Genomic DNA, 16,767 nt, shown 5'->3' with positions numbered 1-16,767 from the left:
CCGTCAGCGGTCGATCAGCTTGTGGTCGAGCAGCTTGCGCCGCAGCGTGTTGCGGTTGATGCCGAGCCACTCGGCGGCCTTGCTCTGGTTGCCGTCGGCGTGCTTCATCACGATGTCGAGCAGCGGTTTCTCGACGGCGTTCATCACCATCTCGTGCATCGAGTGCGGCTCGGTGCCGCGCAGGTCGGCGAAGTACTGCTCGAGCGTGTCGCGCACGCACTGCTCGAGGGGGTGCTTGCGGCTCATGCGCGGCGCTTCAGCGAGCCGTCGTTGGCGGCGCCGTCGAACGCGGCGGCGAGGTCCGTCCCCAGCGGCCAATGCCCGTGGCGCTCGCCGAGCGCGGCGAGCCAGTCGGCCACCGCGCGCCACTGCGCGTCGGCGGTGTCGATCGCATTGATGCGCTGGCGGAATTCCTCGCCGCCGGGCAGCGCGCGCACCGCCCAGCCGATGTGCTTGCGCGCGCTCCTGACGCCGCTGGCCTCGCCGTACAGCGTGTAGTGGTCGTGCAGGTGCTCGAGCAGCCACTGCCGCGCCTGCGCGACGGCGGGCGGCGCGCGGTGCGTGCCGGTGGCCAGGTAGTGCGCGACGTCGCCGAAGATCCACGGCCGGCCCTGCGCGGCGCGGCCGATCATCACGGCGTCGGCGCCGGTGTGGTCGAGCACCGCCACCGCCTTCTCGGGCGAGTCGATGTCGCCGTTGGCCACCACCGGGATCTGCAGCGCCGCCTTGACCGCCGCGATCGTGTCGTACTCGGCAGCGCCGCCGTAGCCCTGCTCGCGCGTGCGGCCGTGCACCGTCACCAGCGCGACGCCGCTGTCTTGCGCGCGGCGCGCGATCGCCAGCGCGTTGCGCTCGCTCGCGCACCAGCCGGTGCGCATCTTCAGCGTCACCGGCACGCCGCGCGGCGCGCACGCGGCGACCACGGCGTCGACGATGCGCGCGGCCAGCGATTCGTCCTTCATCAGCGCCGAGCCGGCCCACACGTTGCAGACCTTCTTCGCCGGGCAGCCCATGTTGATGTCGATGATCTGCGCGCCGCGCTCGATGTTGTACAGCGCCGCGTCGGCCATCTCGGCGGGGTCGACGCCGGCGATCTGCACCGCGATCGGCCCCGGCTCGCCGGCGTGGTCGGCGCGGCGCGACGTCTTCAGGCTCGTCCACAGCTCGCGCTTGCTCGTGACCATCTCGCTGACGGCGTGGTGCGCCCCGAGGCGGCGGCACAGCACGCGAAACGGCCGGTCGGTCACGCCGGCCATCGGCGCGACGACGAGCGACACCGCGCGCGGCGCGCGCAGGCCGACAGCCATCACGCCCGGCAGCTCGACGTTGCCGACTTTCATCGCGGGGGAGGGGGGGGAGGTGCTCAAAAAGGAGACAAAAGTATAGCCCTCGGTCTGCCGGGGAGAATGCCGGCGATGGACCAACCCTGGGTGCAAACGCTGCTGGCGTGGCTCGCGCTGCCCGAGTACGGGCTGAGCACCGTGTTCGTGATGTCGCTGCTGTCGGCCACGCTGCTGCCGATGGCCAGCGTGCCGTTCGTCTACGGCCTCGTCGAGCTGAACCCGTCGCTGTTCTGGCCGGCGCTGATCGTGGCCACGGCCGGCAACACGGCCGGCGGCGTGGTCACGTACTGGATGGGCTGGGGCGCCGAGCGCGCGTACGAGAAGGTCGCGCAGCGCGCGCCGCGCGAGGCGCGCGCGCTGGCCTGGCTGCAGCGCTGGGGGCCGCCGGCGTGCCTGCTGTCGTGGCTGCCGTTCGTCGGCGACCCGCTGTGCGGCGTCGCCGGCTGGCTGCGGCTGCCGTTCTGGCCGTGCGTGGTCTACATGGCGATCGGCAAGTTCGCGCGCTACCTGGTCTACGTCGGCGGCCTCGTGTGGGCGTTCCCGTGGGCCACCGGCAGCTGAGCGGCCGGCGCCGCAGAATCGCCGTGATGGACACCGCCACCCCCGCCTACGACGCGCTGTGCGCGTGCCACCTGCGGCTGCACCGCCTCGCTCACCTGCAGGCCATCGCCGGCTGGGACCGCGCGGCGTGGATGCCGCCCAAGGGCAGCGAGGCGCGCGCCGCGGCGCTGGCCGAGCTGGCCGCGCTGCTGCACGGCCTGCGCACCGACGCCGCAGTCGGCGAGCTGATCGCGCGCGCGCACGACGAACCGCTGTCGGACCTGCAGCGCGCCAACCTGCGCGAGATGCGCCGCGACTGGCGGCTGGCCACCGCGCTGCCGGCAGTGCTCGTGCAGCGGCGCGAGCTGGCCACCGCGCGCTGCGAGCACGCGTGGCGCACGCAGCGCCCGGCCAACGACTGGGCCGGCTTCGTCGCGAACTTCCGCGAGGTGCTCGCCGTCGCGCGCGAGGAGGCGACGCTGCTCGCCGAAGCGACGGGCCTGTCGCGCTACGACGCGCTGATGGACCGCTTCGAGCCGGGCATGACGAGCGCCGTCGTCGACCGCCTGTTCGGCGAGCTGCGCCAGTGGCTGCCGGGGCTGATCCGGCGCGTGCGCGAGCGCCAGGCCGGCGAGCGCGTGCTCGTGCCGCGCGGGCCGTTCCCGCTCGATGCGCAGCGGCGGCTGTGCGAGCGCGTGATGCGCCGGCTGGGCTTCGACTTCGACGCCGGGCGGCTCGACGTCAGTACGCACCCGTTCTGCGGCGGCGTGCCCGAGGACGTGCGCATCACGACGCGATTCCGCGACGACGACTTCCTCGGCAGCCTGATGGGCACGATCCACGAGACCGGCCACGCGCGCTACGAGCAGAACCTGCCGCGCGAGTGGCTCGGCCAGCCGGTGGCGTCGGCGCGCTCGATGGCGATCCACGAGAGCCAGTCGCTCGCGTTCGAGATGCAGCTCGCGGCGCACCCGGGCTTCGTGCCGTGGCTGGCGCAGGTGCTGGCCGAGACGTTCGGCGCGCAGGACGCGTTCGCCCCCGACAACCTGCAGCGGCTGCTCACGCGCGTCGAGCCGGGGCGCATCCGCGTCGACGCCGACGAGCTCACGTACCCGGCGCACGTGATCGTGCGCTACGAGATCGAGCGTCCGCTGATCGAAGGCGAGATCGAGGCCGACGACATTCCGGCGCTGTGGGACGCGAAGATGGCCGAGCTGCTCGGCGTCGACACGCGCGGCGACTTCCGCGACGGGCCGCTGCAGGACGTGCACTGGCCCGAGGGCCTGTTCGGCTACTTCCCCTGCTACACGCTGGGCGCGATGTATGCCGCGCAGTGGTTCGCCGCGATGCGCCGCGAGCACCCCGACCTCGACGCGCGCATCGCCGCCGGTGACCTGCAGCCGGTGTTCGACTGGCTGCAGCACCACGTCTGGAGCCAGGCGAGCTTCTGGCCCACCGACGAACTCGCACGCCGCGCGAGCGGCGAGGCGCTGAACCCGGCGCACTACCGCGCGCACCTCGAGGCGCGCTACCTCGGCTGAGCCTCGCGCGGTCGGCGCGATCGGCTGGGGTCAGGCCTGCACGGCGGGCGGCAGCGCGCGTTCGAGGTCGGCGAGCACCTGCTCGAGCCGCCTGAGCGCGCGCGCCGTGCGCCCGCGTGCGAGCGGGCGGCGGCCCACGAGGTGGCGCTTCGCGTCGTCGAGCGCGCCGTCGTCGATCGCGATGCCGTGGCGCGCGAGCACCGGACCCAGCGTCGCGCGGCGCGCGCGCAGGTCGGCACGCGTCTGCTGGTACGCGTGCTCGGCCACGACGCGGCGCTGCGAGTAGCTGAAGATGTTGGCGAGGAACATCTCGGGGTCGCGCTGGTCGGGCTCGAACAGCACGATGTCGACGTGCGGGTGGCTCGTCTCGTAGCCCTTCATGCCCAGCTCGAGGCGCGAGTGGATCAGCGAGCGGAAGGTCTGGCTCAGCACGACCGGCAGCCCGCCGTCGACGAGGCGCGGGATGCGCTCGTCGCCGCTGGCCAGCGTGCGCGTGTGCGGCGCCTGCGACGCGTCGAACGGCACCAGCGGGTTCAGGCACAGCACGAGGTCGACGCCGCGGTCGAGCAGCACGCGGGTGTGCAGCGTCTTCTTCAGCGCGCCGTCGACGTAGTGCCGCGAGCCGATCTTGACCGGCGGGAACAGCCCCGGCAGCGCGGCGCTGGCCTGCACGGCCTGCGAGATCGGCACGTGGTCCCAGCCGGGCAGGCCGAACGGCGCCGACTCGCCGCTGTCGAGGTCGGTCGCGACGATGATCAGCTGGCGCGCGAGGCGGCGAAAGTCGTTGCTGCGCCCGTCGGCGTCGAACACGCGGCGCATCTGCGCCTCCAGCGGCGCGTTGCTGAACACGCCGGTGGGCAGCGCGCGGCCCAGGCGCTCGAACGCCGACAGCAGCGAGCGCCCCTTGAACGCGTAGCGCCAGCCGGCCTGCGCGACCAGCGCCGGCACCGACGCCAGCCGCTGCAGGTACTCGCCCCAGGCCGGGTGGACGAACGCGGTCGGCGACACCTCGAAGCCGGCGTCGGCGTCGTTCTCGATGAAGGCGCGGCACATCTGCCGCGGCGTGATGCCGTTGGCCAGCCCGGCGGCGATAAACGAGCCGGCCGACACGCCGATGTAGCCGTCGAGCGCGTTGAGGTCGAGGCCGAGCAGCGACTCCTCGAGCGCGCACAGCGCCCCGATCTCGTAGATCGCCCCCAGCGGCCCGCCGCCGGCCAGCGCGAGGCCGATGCGCGGGGCGTGCGGGGTGCGGCGGGTCGCCATGGCGTGCAGTCTACGGCCGCCGGTATCGCCCGCGGTGGGCCGCGGCGTCTAGATTTGGACCGCAAGCGGTTGTTTCTCGGCGAGTTGAATCTGGTCATGGGGATAGCGCCGCCGATGCCGGCGTGCGGGCGGTGCAGTCGCAGAGGCCCGACTCGAGCACCTGAACGCTCTCGGCTTGCGGACCGGCGACGACGGTATGGAATCACCGCTTCGCGTACGACGCCAGTCCGGCGATCCTGACGCGTCGTGCGTTCCTCTGCCATGGCCTGACGAGCTACCGGCCCAACAGCGAGCCGCCGCGCGTCGCGATGCCCGAACTCGGCCGCCACGTCTTCGACGCCGAAGGCAACGCGCTGATCCGGGCGTGGATCGCGGCGATGCCGCCCGTCTGCCCCTGACGCGCGCGGCGCCCCGCGCGGCACCACAATCGGCGCGGCATGAGCCGCCTGCGCCACCCCGCTGACCGCCGCGCACCCGCGCTTCGCGCCGGGCGCATCGTCGCACTGGGCCTGGCCGTCTTGCTGGGCGGGTGCGCCGCCGTCGCGCCGCGCGGGGGGCCGCCCGACCCCTGCGCCGTCGAGCCTGCCGGCGTCGAGGCCGCCGAGCCGTCGCGCGCGATCGCCGCGCTGCCCGGCGCGCCCGAAGTGGCCACCGGCTACGTGCGCAAGCCGCTCGTGCGCGCGGCGTCGTACGTGGCCGTCACCGCGCACCCGCTGGCCACGCGCACCGCGTGTCAGGTGCTGGCCGGCGGCGGCTCGGCCGCCGACGCGGCGATCGCGGCGCAATGGGTGCTCGCCGTCGTCGAGCCGCAGTCGTCGGGTCTCGGCGGCGGCGGTTTCCTGCTGCACTGGGACGCCGCGCGGCGGGCCGTGACGGCCTGGGACGGCCGCGAGACGGCGCCCGCCGCGAGCACGCCCGACGACCTGCGCTGGATCGGCGCCGACGAGCGCGTGCCGCCGCGGCCGAACGCGCGCGACAGCGGCCGCTCGGTCGGCGTGCCGGGGCTGGTGCACCTGCTCGCCGCCCATCACGCTGAACATGGCCGGCGGCCGTGGCGCGAGCTGCTGGCGCCGGCGATCGCGCTGGCCGACGAGGGCTTCGCGGTGAGCCCGCGGCTGGCCGCATCGATCGCCGCGTCGGCCGACGCGCTGGCGCGCGACGCGCACGCGCGCGCCGTGTTCCTGCACGCCGACGGCCGCCCGCTCGCCGCCGGCGACCGCCTCGTGCAGCGCGCGCTCGCGGCGACGCTGCGCACGCTCGCCGACGAGGGGGCCGACGCGTTCTACCGCGGCGCGATCGCGCGCGACATCGTCGACGCGGTGGCCGACACGCGCGGCGGCACCGTCACGCCCGGGCGCCTGACGCTCGCCGACCTGGCCGCCTACCGCAGCGTGCGCCGCGACGCGCTGTGCGTGCCGTACCGCGCGCACGTCGTGTGCGGCATGCCGCCGCCGTCGTCGGGCGGACTCGCGGTGGCGCAGGCGCTCGGCGTGCTCGAAGCCTTCGACCTCGCGGCGCTGCGGCCCAGCGCCGTCGACGCCGACGGCGGCCGTCCCGACGCGAGCGGTGTCCACCTCGTGACGGAAGCGCTGCGCCTGGCCTTCGCCGACCGCAACCGCTACGTCGCCGACACCGACTTCGTGCCGCTGCCAGGCACGGGCGTCGCGTCGCTGCTCGACCGCGACTACCTGCGCCGCCGCGCCGCGCTGATCGATCCGGCGCGCTCGATCGGCACCGCACCGCCGGGCGAGTTCGGCGCGCCGGCACCGGGGCGCGACGCCGGCGCGCCGCGCGGCGGCACGACGCACCTGACGGTCGTCGACCGCGACGGCAATGCCGTCGTGCTGACGAGCAGCATCGAGTCCGCGTTCGGCAGCCGTCGCATGACGCGCGGCGGCGTGCTGCTGAACAACCAGCTCACCGACTTCGCGCCGGCGCCCGTCGACGCGCAGGGCCGCCCGCTCGCGAACCGGCTCGAGCCGGGCAAGCGCCCGCGCAGCTCGATGGCGCCGACGCTCGTCTTCACGCCCGATGCGCGCGGGCGCCCGGCGACGTTCGCGATGGCCACCGGCTCGCCCGGCGGCGCGACGATCATCGCCCACGTGCTCAAGTCGCTCGTCGGCGTGCTCGACTGGGGGCTCGACGCCCAGCAGGCCGCGGCCCTCGTCGCGGTCGCCGCCTTCGACGGCCCGACGACGATCGTCGGCGCCGAACACCCGCTCGTCGAGGCGCGCGACGGCGGTGCCGCCGACCCGCTGGTGGCCGCGCTGCGCTCGCGCGGCCACGACGTGCGGCTGGCCGCGCAGTCGAGCGGGCTGGCCATCGTCGTGCGGCGCTGCGACGCGGCGCGCTGTGTCTACGAGGCCGGCGCCGACCCGCGGCGCGAGGGCGTCGCGCGCGGCCGCTGAGGCGTGCGCACGGTGTCGCTACAGTTCGGGGTCCTGTCCACGGTCCATCTGCCTTGCCGACGTCCTGCCTGTCCGAATCCGGTCCGCCGGCCGACCTCGACGACGCCGCGCTCGTCGCGCGCTGCCGCGCCGGCGACCGCCACGCGTGGGCCGCGCTCGTGCGCCGCTACCAGCGTCTCGTCTACACGGTGCCACGCCGTGCCGGCCTGTCGGAGGCCGACGCGGCCGACGTCTTCCAGTTCACGTTCGCGCGCCTGGTCGAGCATGTCGATCGGCTCGACGACGCCACCCGCGTGCGCGCCTGGCTCGTGACGACGGCGCGCCGCGAGACGCTGCGCCTGCTGTCGCGGCGCGACCGCGTCGCCGCGGATGCGACGGCCGGTGGCGACGCTGACGACGACAGCGACCCGCTCGCACAACTGCCGGATCCGGCGCCGCTGCCCGACGCGCAGCTGCAGGCGCTGCAGGACCAGGATCGCGTGCGCCGCGCGCTCGAGCGCCTCGACGAGCGCTCGCGCGCGTTCGTCGAACTGCTGTTCCTGCACGATCCGCCGCTGGCCTACGCCGAGATCGCCGCGCGCCTGGGCATCGCCGAGGGCAGCATCGGCCCGACGCGCGCGCGCTGCCTCGACAAGCTGCGGCGCGCACTGCAGGACCTGTAGCCGCATGTATCGGCACGCCGCTGTCGCGCTCTGTGTTGCTGCCCATCCCCGCCACAGCCCGAAGGCCACCCCGATGACGACCCCGACCGAACCGACCGACGAGCAACTCGAGCAGTGGCTGCGCGCCAGCCGCGCGCTGGAAGACGCGCCGGCGTGGCTCGTCGAGCGCGTGATCGCGCGCGGGCCCGGGGCGGCCCGGCCGGCGCGGGCCACGCTCGCCGCGACGCTGCGCCGCGTGCTCGCACAGCTCGTGTCCGACACCGGCGCGGTACCGGCGCTCGCGCTGGGGCTGCGCTCGTCGGGTCCGCAGCTTCGTCAGCTGCTGTACGCCGCCGACGGTCGGGACATCGACCTGCGCGTCACGCCGGCCGGCGCGGATGGGGGCTTCGTCGTCAGCGGCCAGGTGCTGGGGCCCGAGTTCCGCGGCGAAGTTCGCCTGACGGGTGACGGCGTGGACCTGCGCACGGCGCTGGACGATGGTGGCGAGTTCCGCTTCGGCCCGCTGCCGGCCGGTCGCTGGCAGCTGACGCTGACCGGCGCCGACGTGCAGATCGACCTTCCGGTGCTCGAGCTCGCCGCGGCATGACGTCGTCGTCGGCCGACGACGTGGCGCGCGAGCGCGTCCGCGCCTGGGTGCACGACGACGTTGCGCCGCCGCCTTGGCCCGAGGCCGGCGATGCGGCCGCGCGGCTGGGCTGGCTGCTGAAGGACGCGTGCTACGCCACGTGGAACACCGAGCCGCCGCGCGCCCGGCGGGCGGCCGCGCTGCTGCATGAGCTCGCCGAAGCACGGCAGGCGCAGGCGCCGGTGCTACGCGCGCTGGCGTGCTGGACGCGCGGCATCGCCGAGCTCGGTGCCGGGCGCATGGGCGACGCGATCGACGCGCTCGACGCCGCGGTGGCCGCCTTCACCGCACTCGGCGACGAGACGCACGCGGCGCAGACGCAAGTGCCCAAGCTGATGGCGCTGTCGGTGCTCGGCCGCCACGACGAGGCGGTGCAGTGCGCGCAGGCGACGCTGGCGCGCTTCGTCGCCAGCGGCGACGAACGCTCGGCGGGCAAGATCGAGCTGAACCTCGGCACGATGCTGTTCCGCCAGGACCGGCACGCCGACGCGTGCCGCCACTACCGCAGCGCAGCGCAGCGCTTTGCGGCGGTGGGCGACGTCGAGCAGTCGGTGCTGGCCGACATCGGGCTCGCCAACGCGCTGACCTGGCTGTTCGACTTCGACGAGGCGCTGCGCGTCAGCGAGCGCGCGCGCCAGCTCGCCGATGCGCACGGCTACACCGTGCTCAGCGCGCAGGCGCGCGGCTCGATCGGCCAGCTCGAGCTCAACCGCGGCCAGCCGCAGCGTGCCCTGCCCGCGCTGGCCGAGGCCTGCCGGCTGCTCGAACAGGCGGGCGGCCTGCCGCAACGGCTGGCCGAGGCCGAAATCTCGCTCGCCGACGCGTACCTCGCGCTGAACCTGCTGCCCGAGGCCGTCGCGCGCTACGACCGTGTCACGGCGCGTTGCGCCGAGCACGAGATGCCCATCGAGCAGGCGCGCGCGACGCTGCAGCGCGCCCAGGCGCTGGCGCGGCTCGGTGCGCTCGACCGCGCGCAGACCGACCTGCAAGCCGCAAGACAGTGGTTCGATGCGCAGGGCAACGCCGCGTCGGCCGCGTTGGCCGCGCTGCAGCTCGCGGCGCTGGCGCTGCAGCGCGGCGACGCTGCGCAGGCGCTCGCCGGCGCGCTGGCCGTGGTGCCGGTGTTCGACGCGCACACGCTGCCGGGCTGGCGCTGCGAGGCCGAGGTGCTGGCGGCCGAGGCCTGCGCTGCCGCGGGCGACGCCGCGCAGGCGCGCCAACGCTTCGAGGCCGCGCTCGCGCTGCCGGGTGCGGCCAGCCACACCGACTGGCGCTGCCGTCTCGGGCTGGCCGCGCTCGAAAGCGCCGCCGGGCGGCGCGACGCGGCGCGCGCGCAGCTCGAGCAGGCGCTCGAGGTGATCGAAGCGCAGCGCGCGGCGCTGCCGGCCGACGAGTTCCGCACCGCCTTCGGCGCCGACAAGGCGAGCGCCTACGACGCGCTGGTGGAGCTCGCGTGGCAGGCCCTCGCTGACGCCCCGGCCGATGCGCAGGCGTCGGCGGCGCTGTGGCAGGCGCTCGAACGCGCCCGCGGGCGGGCGCTGGCGATCGGCCTCGCGCGCGCCGACCCTGGCGTCGATCCTGGTGCCGACACGCTGCGCACGCGGCTGCAGTGGACGCGCGAGCAGGCCCGCCACGCGCTGGCCGAAGGCGATGCGCAGGCGCTGGCCTCGCTCGGCCGGCAGGCGCAGGCGCTCGAACAGCAGCTGCTCGAAACGTGGCGCCTCGCGCAGGCGATGGCCCCGGCTGCGGCGTCCGGCGCCGACGCCGACGCGCTGCCGCCGCTGGCCGCGCTGCAGTCGGCGCTCGAGGCCGGTGACGCATGGGTGCAGTACCACCGCCTCGGGGCGCGCTGGATCGCCGCCGTCGTCCGCCGCGACGCCGTGCGCTGGTGCGACGGCGACGCGAGCGGCATCGACGAGCGCCTCGAGGCGTTGCGCTTCCAGCTCGAGGCGATGCGCGGGGCGGCGCCGCGGATGCAGGCGCACGCCGCGCAGCTGCTCGAGCGCACGCGCCGTCACCTGCAGGCACTGCACCGGCAGCTGTGGGCGCCGCTGGCCGACGCGCTGGGTGTGAGCACGCGTGTGTTCGTGGTGCCGCACGCCAGCCTGCACTACGTGCCGTTCGCCGCGCTGCACGACGGCCGGCAGTGGCTCGTCGAGCGGCACGAGCTCGTGCTCGCGCCGAGCGCGACGGCCTGGATGGCGGCGCGCCGCCGCCCGCCGTCGCGTTGCGAGCGGCTGCTCGCGCTCGGCGTCGATGGCGGGGCACTGCCGCACGTCGAGGCCGAGGTGCGCGCGATCGCGCGGTACTTCGGCCCCGGCGCGACGCTGCGGCTGGGCGCCGAGGCCACACGCAGCGCGCTGCGAGAGGCGGCGCCGTCGGCCGACGTCGTGCACCTGGCGTGCCACGCGCAGTTCCGTGCCGACAGCCCGTACTTCTCGGCGCTGCATCTGGCCGATGGCGAGATGACGCTGCGCGACGCCGCGGCGCTGCCGCTCAACGCGAGTCTGGTCACGCTTTCGGCGTGCGAGACGGGACTCAGCCGCGTCGCCCCCGGCGACGAACTCGTCGGCCTCGTGCGGGGTTTCCTGCTCGCCGGCGCGCCGAACGTGGTCGCGACGCTGTGGACCGTCGACGACGCGTCGACGGCGGCGCTGATGCAGGACTTCTACGCCGGACTTTGCGCCGGCAGGCGTCCGGCCGCGGCGCTGCGCGACGTACAATCGGCGCGCGCGACCGCGGGGCAGCATCCGTTCTACTGGGCCGCATTCGCGCTGCACGGCCGCGATTGACGCCGCCCGCCGGCGCGTCGCGGCCAATCGATGGATTGATGTATCAACCGCCGCGGCAGCCGCTCCGTGACCGCAGCGCCTTCCGACATTCGAGGTTTTCCATGCACGTTCGGCTTCGCCTTGCCCGCCACCTGTCGACGACGGTTCTCGCCGCGGCGCTGCTGAGCGCATGCGGCGGCGGCGGGGGCATCGTCGTTGGCGGCGGCGGTGGCGGCGGCAGCTGCGGCATCGTCGCCGCCCTGCCCGCCGACGCCGCCGTGGCGGCCGAAGTCGTGCTGCAGCTGCGGCCCGGGCACGATATCGCGCCGGTGGCGAGCGCGAACGGCCTGACCGTGATCTCGCAGTTCGGCGCGCGACCGATCTGGCGCCTGCGCGTGGCCGCCGGCGACACCGTCGATGCCGCGGTGGCGCGGCTGCGCGCCGACGCGCGGGTCTACTGGGCCGAGCCGAACCTGCAGGGGCAAGCGCCCGAGAGCCGGCGCTGCTCGGTGTGGACGATCGGCCAGGCGAGCGACTACGCCACCCAGTGGGCGCCCGACGCGCTGCGCCTCGCGCCGGCGCACGCGGTCAGCCAGGGCGACGGCGTGCGCGTGGCCGTGCTCGACACCGGCGTCGACCTGAACCACCCGGCGCTCGCGAGCCGGCTCGCGCGCACCGCGGGCGGCGCCGTGCTCGGGCGCGACTTCGTCGACCTGGATGCAGACCCGCGCGAGGAGGGCAGCGTCGACGATGCCGGCTTCGGCCATGGCACGCACGTCGCCGGCCTGGTGGCGCTGGCGGCGCCGCAGGCGCGCATCATGCCGGTGCGTGTGCTCGACGAGGGCGGTCAGGGCAACGCGTGGGTGCTCGCCGAGGCGCTCGCGTGGGCCGTCGACCCCGACGGCAACCCGGCCACCGACGACGGCGCGCACGTCGTCAACTTCAGCCTCGGCACGCTGCGTCCGACGCGGCTGCTCGAGATCGCGATGCGCATCGCTGCCTGCGACCTCGACGACGACGATGACGAGGACGACTTCGCCGACGCGCGTTTCGACACCGACCGTGATCGCTGCATGCGTCGTCACGGCGCCGTCGTGCTCGCCGCGGCCGGCAACGGCGGCAGCGCCACCGAGAAGCAGTATCCGGCGGCGGAGGCGAAGGAGGTGCCCATCGCCGGCGCGCTCGCCGTGACGGCGAGCAACGCGCAGTCGGCGCTGGCCCGCTTCGCGAACTCGGGCGCCTGGATCCACGTCGCCGCGCCGGGCGAGGGCATCACGAGCACGATCCCCGGCGGCGGCTACGGCACGTGGAGCGGCACGTCGATGGCGTCGCCGCTGGTTGCCGGCGTTGCGGCTGTCGTGATCGCCGGCGGCGCCAACGCACCCGACCCGCAGGGCTTCAGCGCTCTGCGCCGCTGGGCGCCGGGTGACGTGGCCAAGCGCCTGGTGGACCGTACGGGCGCACTGTGCGGCACGGGGCTGCGGCAGGTCGACGCCTACGCCGCGGTCACCGACACGTCGGGTCGCGACGCGACCTGCCCGTAGGCACGGCGCGCGGTCGCTCGGCGGCTGCGGCGCTCGTCGTTCTCGCTGACTGCCGCGACCACGGCGGCGCAGCCGCTTGCGCGGGCGGTGTGCCGCGCACGTTGCGCAGCCACCGGCCCCCGACTTTGGGGGAGAACCGGTATCAGCGTCCCCGCTGGCTTCTCTGTGCGCTCGACGCACGGTGAATGGGGCCTGTCGCCACCGCCGTGCGGTCCCCCCGCAAACCCACCCTGGAGAACCGCGATGACGACGACCCCGATTCCGTTCCGACCCCTTGTCTCGCCCCGGCCAGCCGGCGCGGCGTTGAGGCCGGTGGCAATGCTGTGCACGACGCTGGCGCTCACCGCCTGCGGCGGTGGCGGCAGCGATGCCGATACCGACGCTGCCGCCACGGCGTCGCGCATCACGCTGGCCGCCGCGCCGGCGCTGCCTGCCGGCGCGGCACCCGTGCCTGCGCTGACGTACTCGTGCGGCAACGTCGCGCTGGGCAGCGCGCGCAGCGGCGAGATCGAGGTACCTGCCGGACAGGTGTGCGTGCTGCAGGGCACCACCGTCGACGGCAACATCAAGCTCAACCGCGGCAGCGTGCTCGACGCGCGCGACGTCACGGTGATCGGCAACGTCCAGGCCGACGGTGCGGCCAGCGTGCTGCTGGCCGGCGCGTCGAGCCTGACGGGCTCGGTGCAGGTCAAGCAGGGCGGCAGCGCGACGATCGTCGGCGTGCGCATCGACGGCGACCTGCAGTTCGACGCCAACCGCGAGGCGCTGCTCGCCGCCGGCAACCGGGTCGGCGGCAACATCCAGGTCGTCGGCAACCGTGGCGGCGTGACGCTGAACGACAACCGCGCGATCGGCAACCTCCAGTGCAAGGACAACGTGCCCGCGCCGCAGGGTGGCGGCAACACCGCCGCGTCGATCGAGGACCAGTGCCGCGGCATGCAGCCCGCCGTTGCCGGTACGCCGGGCCAGCCGGCGAACCCGCCGGTGGCACCGGTGCCACCGTTGGCCGGTGCGACGCTGCCGGCCGCCACGTTCGCCAGCGGCAGCAACGTCGTGTGCCGCAACGTGAGTCTGGGCGCGCAGACCTACGCCAACGTCGAGGTGCCGGCCGGCGCACGCTGCGAGCTGTTCGGCACGCGACTGACGGGCAACCTCGAGCTCGGCCCCGGCGCGTCGGTCGACGCGCGCGACGTCCGTGCGGCAGGCAGCCTGCAAGGCGACGGCGCGGGCACCGTGATGGTCAGCGGCGGGCGCTTCGACGGCTCCGTGCAGCTTGAGCGCGGGCAGGCCGCGACGCTGGCGGGCGCCGGCGTCGGCGGCTCGGTGCAGCTGAAGGTCAACGCCGGCCTGCTGTGGCTGCAGGACCTGCGTGTGAGCGGCGACATCCAGCTGTTCGACAACCGCGGCGGCGCGACGCTCAACGCCAACGTGGCCGATGGCAACCTGCAATGCAAGGGCAACGCGCCGGTGCCCACCGGCCGCGGCAACCGCGCGGCGTCGAAGGAAGACCAGTGCCGCGCGCTGTGAGTACTGTGAGTAAGTACCGCGCACGCCATCGTCCCCACGCCTGCACCGACTCACGAAAGGACACCACGATGACTTCCACCCTGTTCCCGCCGCAGCCCGTGCGCAGCGTCGCCGCGGCTTCTCTCTTGCTCGCCGCGCTCGCGCTGAGCGGCTGCGCGTCGCTGTCGGCGCGCGACCGCAACACCGCGGTGGGCGCCGCCGTCGGCGGCGTCGCCGGCTCGGTGCTGACCGACGGCAGTGCCATCGGCACGCTTGGCGGCGCCGTCATCGGCGGCGTCATCGGCCGAGAGGCCGACACCGGCGAGCGCAAGGACGAGCGCGACCGCCGCAAGCGCGATCGGCGCGATTGACACACGATGGATCGCGCGTGCCGTGCCGGGCACGGCGTCGCGCGACCATCGTCTGCACGGCCAGCGGACCGAGGACGGTCCCGCCTCATGACGCGGGACCTGCGGGCACCTCGGCATGAGCGGCTCGCCCGGCGGCATCTCCCGCAACGTCGCGCGGCGCCCGCCCGGCGGTGCGACCGGGGCGCGGTGCGAGTCGACGCCGCAGGCGATGGGCCGACCGCAGGCCGCCGGCGTCGCCGCGCTAGCGCTCGTCGTCGGCCGCGCGCGCGACGTCGGGCATGCCGCTGGGCTGCCACGTCACGCCGTGGCGGCGCAGGTAGTCGCGGATCAGCTGCCGTACGACTTGCGACGGCGTCACGTCCTGCTGGGCGCACAGCTGCTCGAAGGCTTTCTTCTTCGCCGGGTCGATCAGGACGGTCAGGCGCGCAGTCTTCAGTTCCATAAGCCCCTCACAGGCACCAAATATTATAATACCATGTAAATAAAATGCACATATCAGCACGCAACAGCGCGTCCAGCACAGCACGCATGTCGAAGCCGTCCGCGCATCGTCTTTCGCCCGCCGCGCGACCATGGAGACACGATGAGCCGTGACGCGGGTGCGCCGGCCAGTCGGCGCGATGCCTCGCGCCACGCCGAGCCGTGGGTCTACGAGGCCGGCGGCAAGCGCGTGCTGCACTTCAGCATCAGCGCGATCCAGAGCCGCGTCGACCTGCGCCATCCCGACCGGCTCGACCTCGAGTACACGCGGCTGATGATGGGCTTCCTGCTGTGGCAGCCCCGGCCCGAGCGCATCGCGATGATCGGCCTGGGCGGCGGCTCGCTCGCGCGCTTCTGCCACCGCCACCTGCCGCAGGCGCACCTGCGCGTCGTCGAGAACAACCCGCACGTCATCGCGCTGCGCGAGCGCTTCGAGGTGCCGCCGGACGGCGAGCGCTTCAGCGTGATCGAGGCCGAGGGCGCCTCGTTCGTGCGCTTCGTGCCGAAGCGTTTCGACGTGCTGCTCGTCGACGGCTACGACATCGGCGGACTGCCGGCGAGCCTGGGCACGCAGCGGTTCTTCGGGCATTGCGCGCAGGCCCTGCAGCCGGGCGGACTGTTCGTGATGAACCTGTGTGCGCCGTCGACGCGCAAGGCGCAGGTGATCGAGCGCATCCGGCGCGCCTTCGGCGGCACGGCCCTGTGCGTGGACGACAGCGAGGCCCTCAACAGCATCGTGCTGGCCTCGAACGGCCACACGTTGTCGACACGGCCGGCCGACGCCCCGGCGCGCCCGGCCGGATTCGATGCCGCCGCCTGGGCCTCGTTGCGCGGCGCGATGGCGCGGGTGCGTGCCGCCTGGCATCGGGAGTTCGGATGATCGCTTTGCTCGAAGCCCACCGCGCGGGCCTGTATGCGCGCCACCAGTGGCTGTCGAACGTGATCGCGGGGGTCATCGTCGGCGGCGTCGCGCTGCATCGCCGCGAGGACGGGGTGCGTCATCGCGTGGCCCGCGGCGTCACTGCGCCTCGAGCTTGATGCTCTTCGCGATCGCGCGGAAGCGCGCCGTCTGCGCCTGGTACTCCTGCGCCGCCTGCGCCAGCGACAGCGGCGCCGGCACGCGCCCGCCGATCTTCTCGAGCTGCGCGCGCACCTCGGGGTCGGCCATCGTCGCGCTCAGCGCCTTGTGCAGGGCCTCGACGACCGGCTCGGGCGTGTCCTTGCGCACGAAGTAGCCGGTCCAGGTGTTGAACGCGAAGTCCTTGATCGAGGCGCTGTCGTTGATCGACGGGTAGCGGCGCAGGAACTCGGCCTCGACCTGGCCCTTGGGCGCGAGCGTCGCGAGCACCTTGAGCCGCCCCTGGTCGGCGAGTGCGATCGTCGAGTCGCCGACGACGAGGAACGACACGTCGACCTGGTCGCCGCCGAGGTCGGTCAGCAGCGGCGCCATGCCCTTGTACGGGACGTGCGTCATCTCGGCGCCGATGACCTGCGCGAAGTGCGTGCCGATCACGTGGTACAGCGAGCCCACGCCGACGCTGCCGTAGGTCAGCGGCTTGCCGGCGGCGGCCTGCCGGCGCGCGAGCGCGACGAGCTCGTCGACGTTGGCCGCCGGCAGCCCCTTGCGCGCGAGCACGGCGAGCGGGAACGTGCCGATCATCTGCACGAAGCGGAAGTCCTCGGCCTTGTAGCGCACCGTGGGCAGCACCATCG

16 protein-coding genes are annotated in these 16,767 nt (G+C 74.5%); 11 read left to right on the top strand and 5 right to left on the bottom strand.

The genetic code is table 11. The annotated features are described in order from the left end of the window. Positions 1–3: 3 nt before the first annotated feature. Positions 4–246, bottom strand: coding sequence for a helix-turn-helix domain-containing protein (locus MOJ79_RS10310; protein WP_241924084.1), 243 nt, complete (start codon positions 244–246; stop codon positions 4–6). Next, on the bottom strand, positions 243–1,340 hold the full coding sequence (dusB, locus tag MOJ79_RS10305) for a tRNA dihydrouridine synthase DusB (RefSeq protein WP_442863109.1): 1,098 nt from the start codon (positions 1,338–1,340) through the stop codon (positions 243–245). Before dusB ends, MOJ79_RS10310 begins: the two co-directional genes overlap by 4 nt. 75 nt (positions 1,341–1,415) lie before the next feature. Between dusB and MOJ79_RS10300 the strand changes: the two genes are divergently transcribed. Continuing rightward, entirely contained in the window at positions 1,416–1,904 is a 489-nt protein-coding gene (locus MOJ79_RS10300) for a YqaA family protein (protein ID WP_241924083.1), read from the top strand. Between the two features lie 26 nt (positions 1,905–1,930). Then, positions 1,931–3,424, top strand: a complete 1,494-nt coding sequence (locus MOJ79_RS10295; protein ID WP_241924082.1) for a carboxypeptidase M32 — start codon at positions 1,931–1,933, stop codon at positions 3,422–3,424. 30 nt (positions 3,425–3,454) lie between these two features. Here MOJ79_RS10295 and MOJ79_RS10290 read toward each other — a convergent pair whose 3' ends face one another. After that, positions 3,455–4,687, bottom strand: a complete 1,233-nt coding sequence (locus tag MOJ79_RS10290; protein ID WP_241924081.1) for a patatin-like phospholipase family protein — start codon at positions 4,685–4,687, stop codon at positions 3,455–3,457. A 437-nt stretch (positions 4,688–5,124) separates the two neighbouring features. On the opposite strand from MOJ79_RS10290, the gene MOJ79_RS10285 reads away from it, so the two are divergent. The 7 genes from MOJ79_RS10285 (at position 5,125) to MOJ79_RS10255 (ending at position 14,574) form a co-directional block, all read left to right on the top strand. After that, positions 5,125–7,095 (top strand): gamma-glutamyltransferase family protein, encoded by a 1,971-nt coding sequence (locus MOJ79_RS10285; RefSeq protein ID WP_241924080.1) that lies wholly within the window; start codon positions 5,125–5,127, stop codon positions 7,093–7,095. Positions 7,096–7,148: 53 nt separating this feature from the next. After that, positions 7,149–7,757: an RNA polymerase sigma factor gene (locus MOJ79_RS10280; RefSeq protein ID WP_162910215.1), complete on the top strand. Its 609-nt coding sequence runs from the start codon at positions 7,149–7,151 to the stop codon at positions 7,755–7,757. A gap of 73 nt (positions 7,758–7,830) precedes the next feature. After that, a complete protein-coding gene (locus tag MOJ79_RS10275; RefSeq protein WP_241924079.1) occupies positions 7,831–8,343 on the top strand; it encodes a hypothetical protein in 513 nt (170 codons plus the stop codon). Beyond that, positions 8,340–11,174, top strand: coding sequence for a CHAT domain-containing tetratricopeptide repeat protein (locus MOJ79_RS10270; RefSeq protein ID WP_241924078.1), 2,835 nt, complete (start codon positions 8,340–8,342; stop codon positions 11,172–11,174). Before MOJ79_RS10275 ends, MOJ79_RS10270 begins: the two co-directional genes overlap by 4 nt. Positions 11,175–11,275: 101 nt before the next feature. Further along, positions 11,276–12,697, top strand: a complete 1,422-nt coding sequence (locus tag MOJ79_RS10265) for a S8 family serine peptidase (protein WP_241924077.1) — start codon at positions 11,276–11,278, stop codon at positions 12,695–12,697. 243 nt (positions 12,698–12,940) lie between these two features. Continuing rightward, positions 12,941–14,224, top strand: a complete 1,284-nt coding sequence (locus tag MOJ79_RS10260) for a hypothetical protein (protein WP_241924076.1) — start codon at positions 12,941–12,943, stop codon at positions 14,222–14,224. 68 nt (positions 14,225–14,292) lie between these two features. Beyond that, complete coding sequence (locus tag MOJ79_RS10255) at positions 14,293–14,574, top strand: glycine zipper 2TM domain-containing protein (protein ID WP_241924075.1); 282 nt, start codon at positions 14,293–14,295, stop codon at positions 14,572–14,574. A gap of 241 nt (positions 14,575–14,815) precedes the next feature. Here the strand turns inward: MOJ79_RS10255 and MOJ79_RS10250 are convergent, their stop codons facing one another. Continuing rightward, positions 14,816–15,016, bottom strand: a complete 201-nt coding sequence (locus MOJ79_RS10250; protein WP_119289854.1) for a ribbon-helix-helix protein, CopG family — start codon at positions 15,014–15,016, stop codon at positions 14,816–14,818. Between the two features lie 141 nt (positions 15,017–15,157). On the opposite strand from MOJ79_RS10250, the gene MOJ79_RS10245 reads away from it, so the two are divergent. Together MOJ79_RS10245 and MOJ79_RS10240 are read left to right on the top strand one after the other, a co-directional pair. Beyond that, positions 15,158–15,934 (top strand): transferase, encoded by a 777-nt coding sequence (locus MOJ79_RS10245; RefSeq protein ID WP_241924074.1) that lies wholly within the window; start codon positions 15,158–15,160, stop codon positions 15,932–15,934. Next, positions 15,931–16,092: a hypothetical protein gene (locus MOJ79_RS10240; protein ID WP_241924126.1), complete on the top strand. Its 162-nt coding sequence runs from the start codon at positions 15,931–15,933 to the stop codon at positions 16,090–16,092. Before MOJ79_RS10245 ends, MOJ79_RS10240 begins: the two co-directional genes overlap by 4 nt. Here the strand turns inward: MOJ79_RS10240 and MOJ79_RS10235 are convergent. Beyond that, positions 16,073–16,765 (bottom strand): tripartite tricarboxylate transporter substrate-binding protein, encoded by a 693-nt coding sequence (locus MOJ79_RS10235; protein ID WP_259374426.1) that lies wholly within the window; start codon positions 16,763–16,765, stop codon positions 16,073–16,075. The genes MOJ79_RS10240 and MOJ79_RS10235 overlap by 20 nt on opposite strands. Positions 16,766–16,767 lie beyond the last annotated feature (2 nt).

The organism is Calidifontimicrobium sp. SYSU G02091, assembly GCF_022631395.1.
Classification (GTDB): Bacteria; Pseudomonadota; Gammaproteobacteria; order Burkholderiales; family Burkholderiaceae_C; genus Calidifontimicrobium; species Calidifontimicrobium sediminis.
Note: the sequence above shows the minus strand (reverse complement) of the source record. Positions and strands in the feature narration are given on the sequence as shown.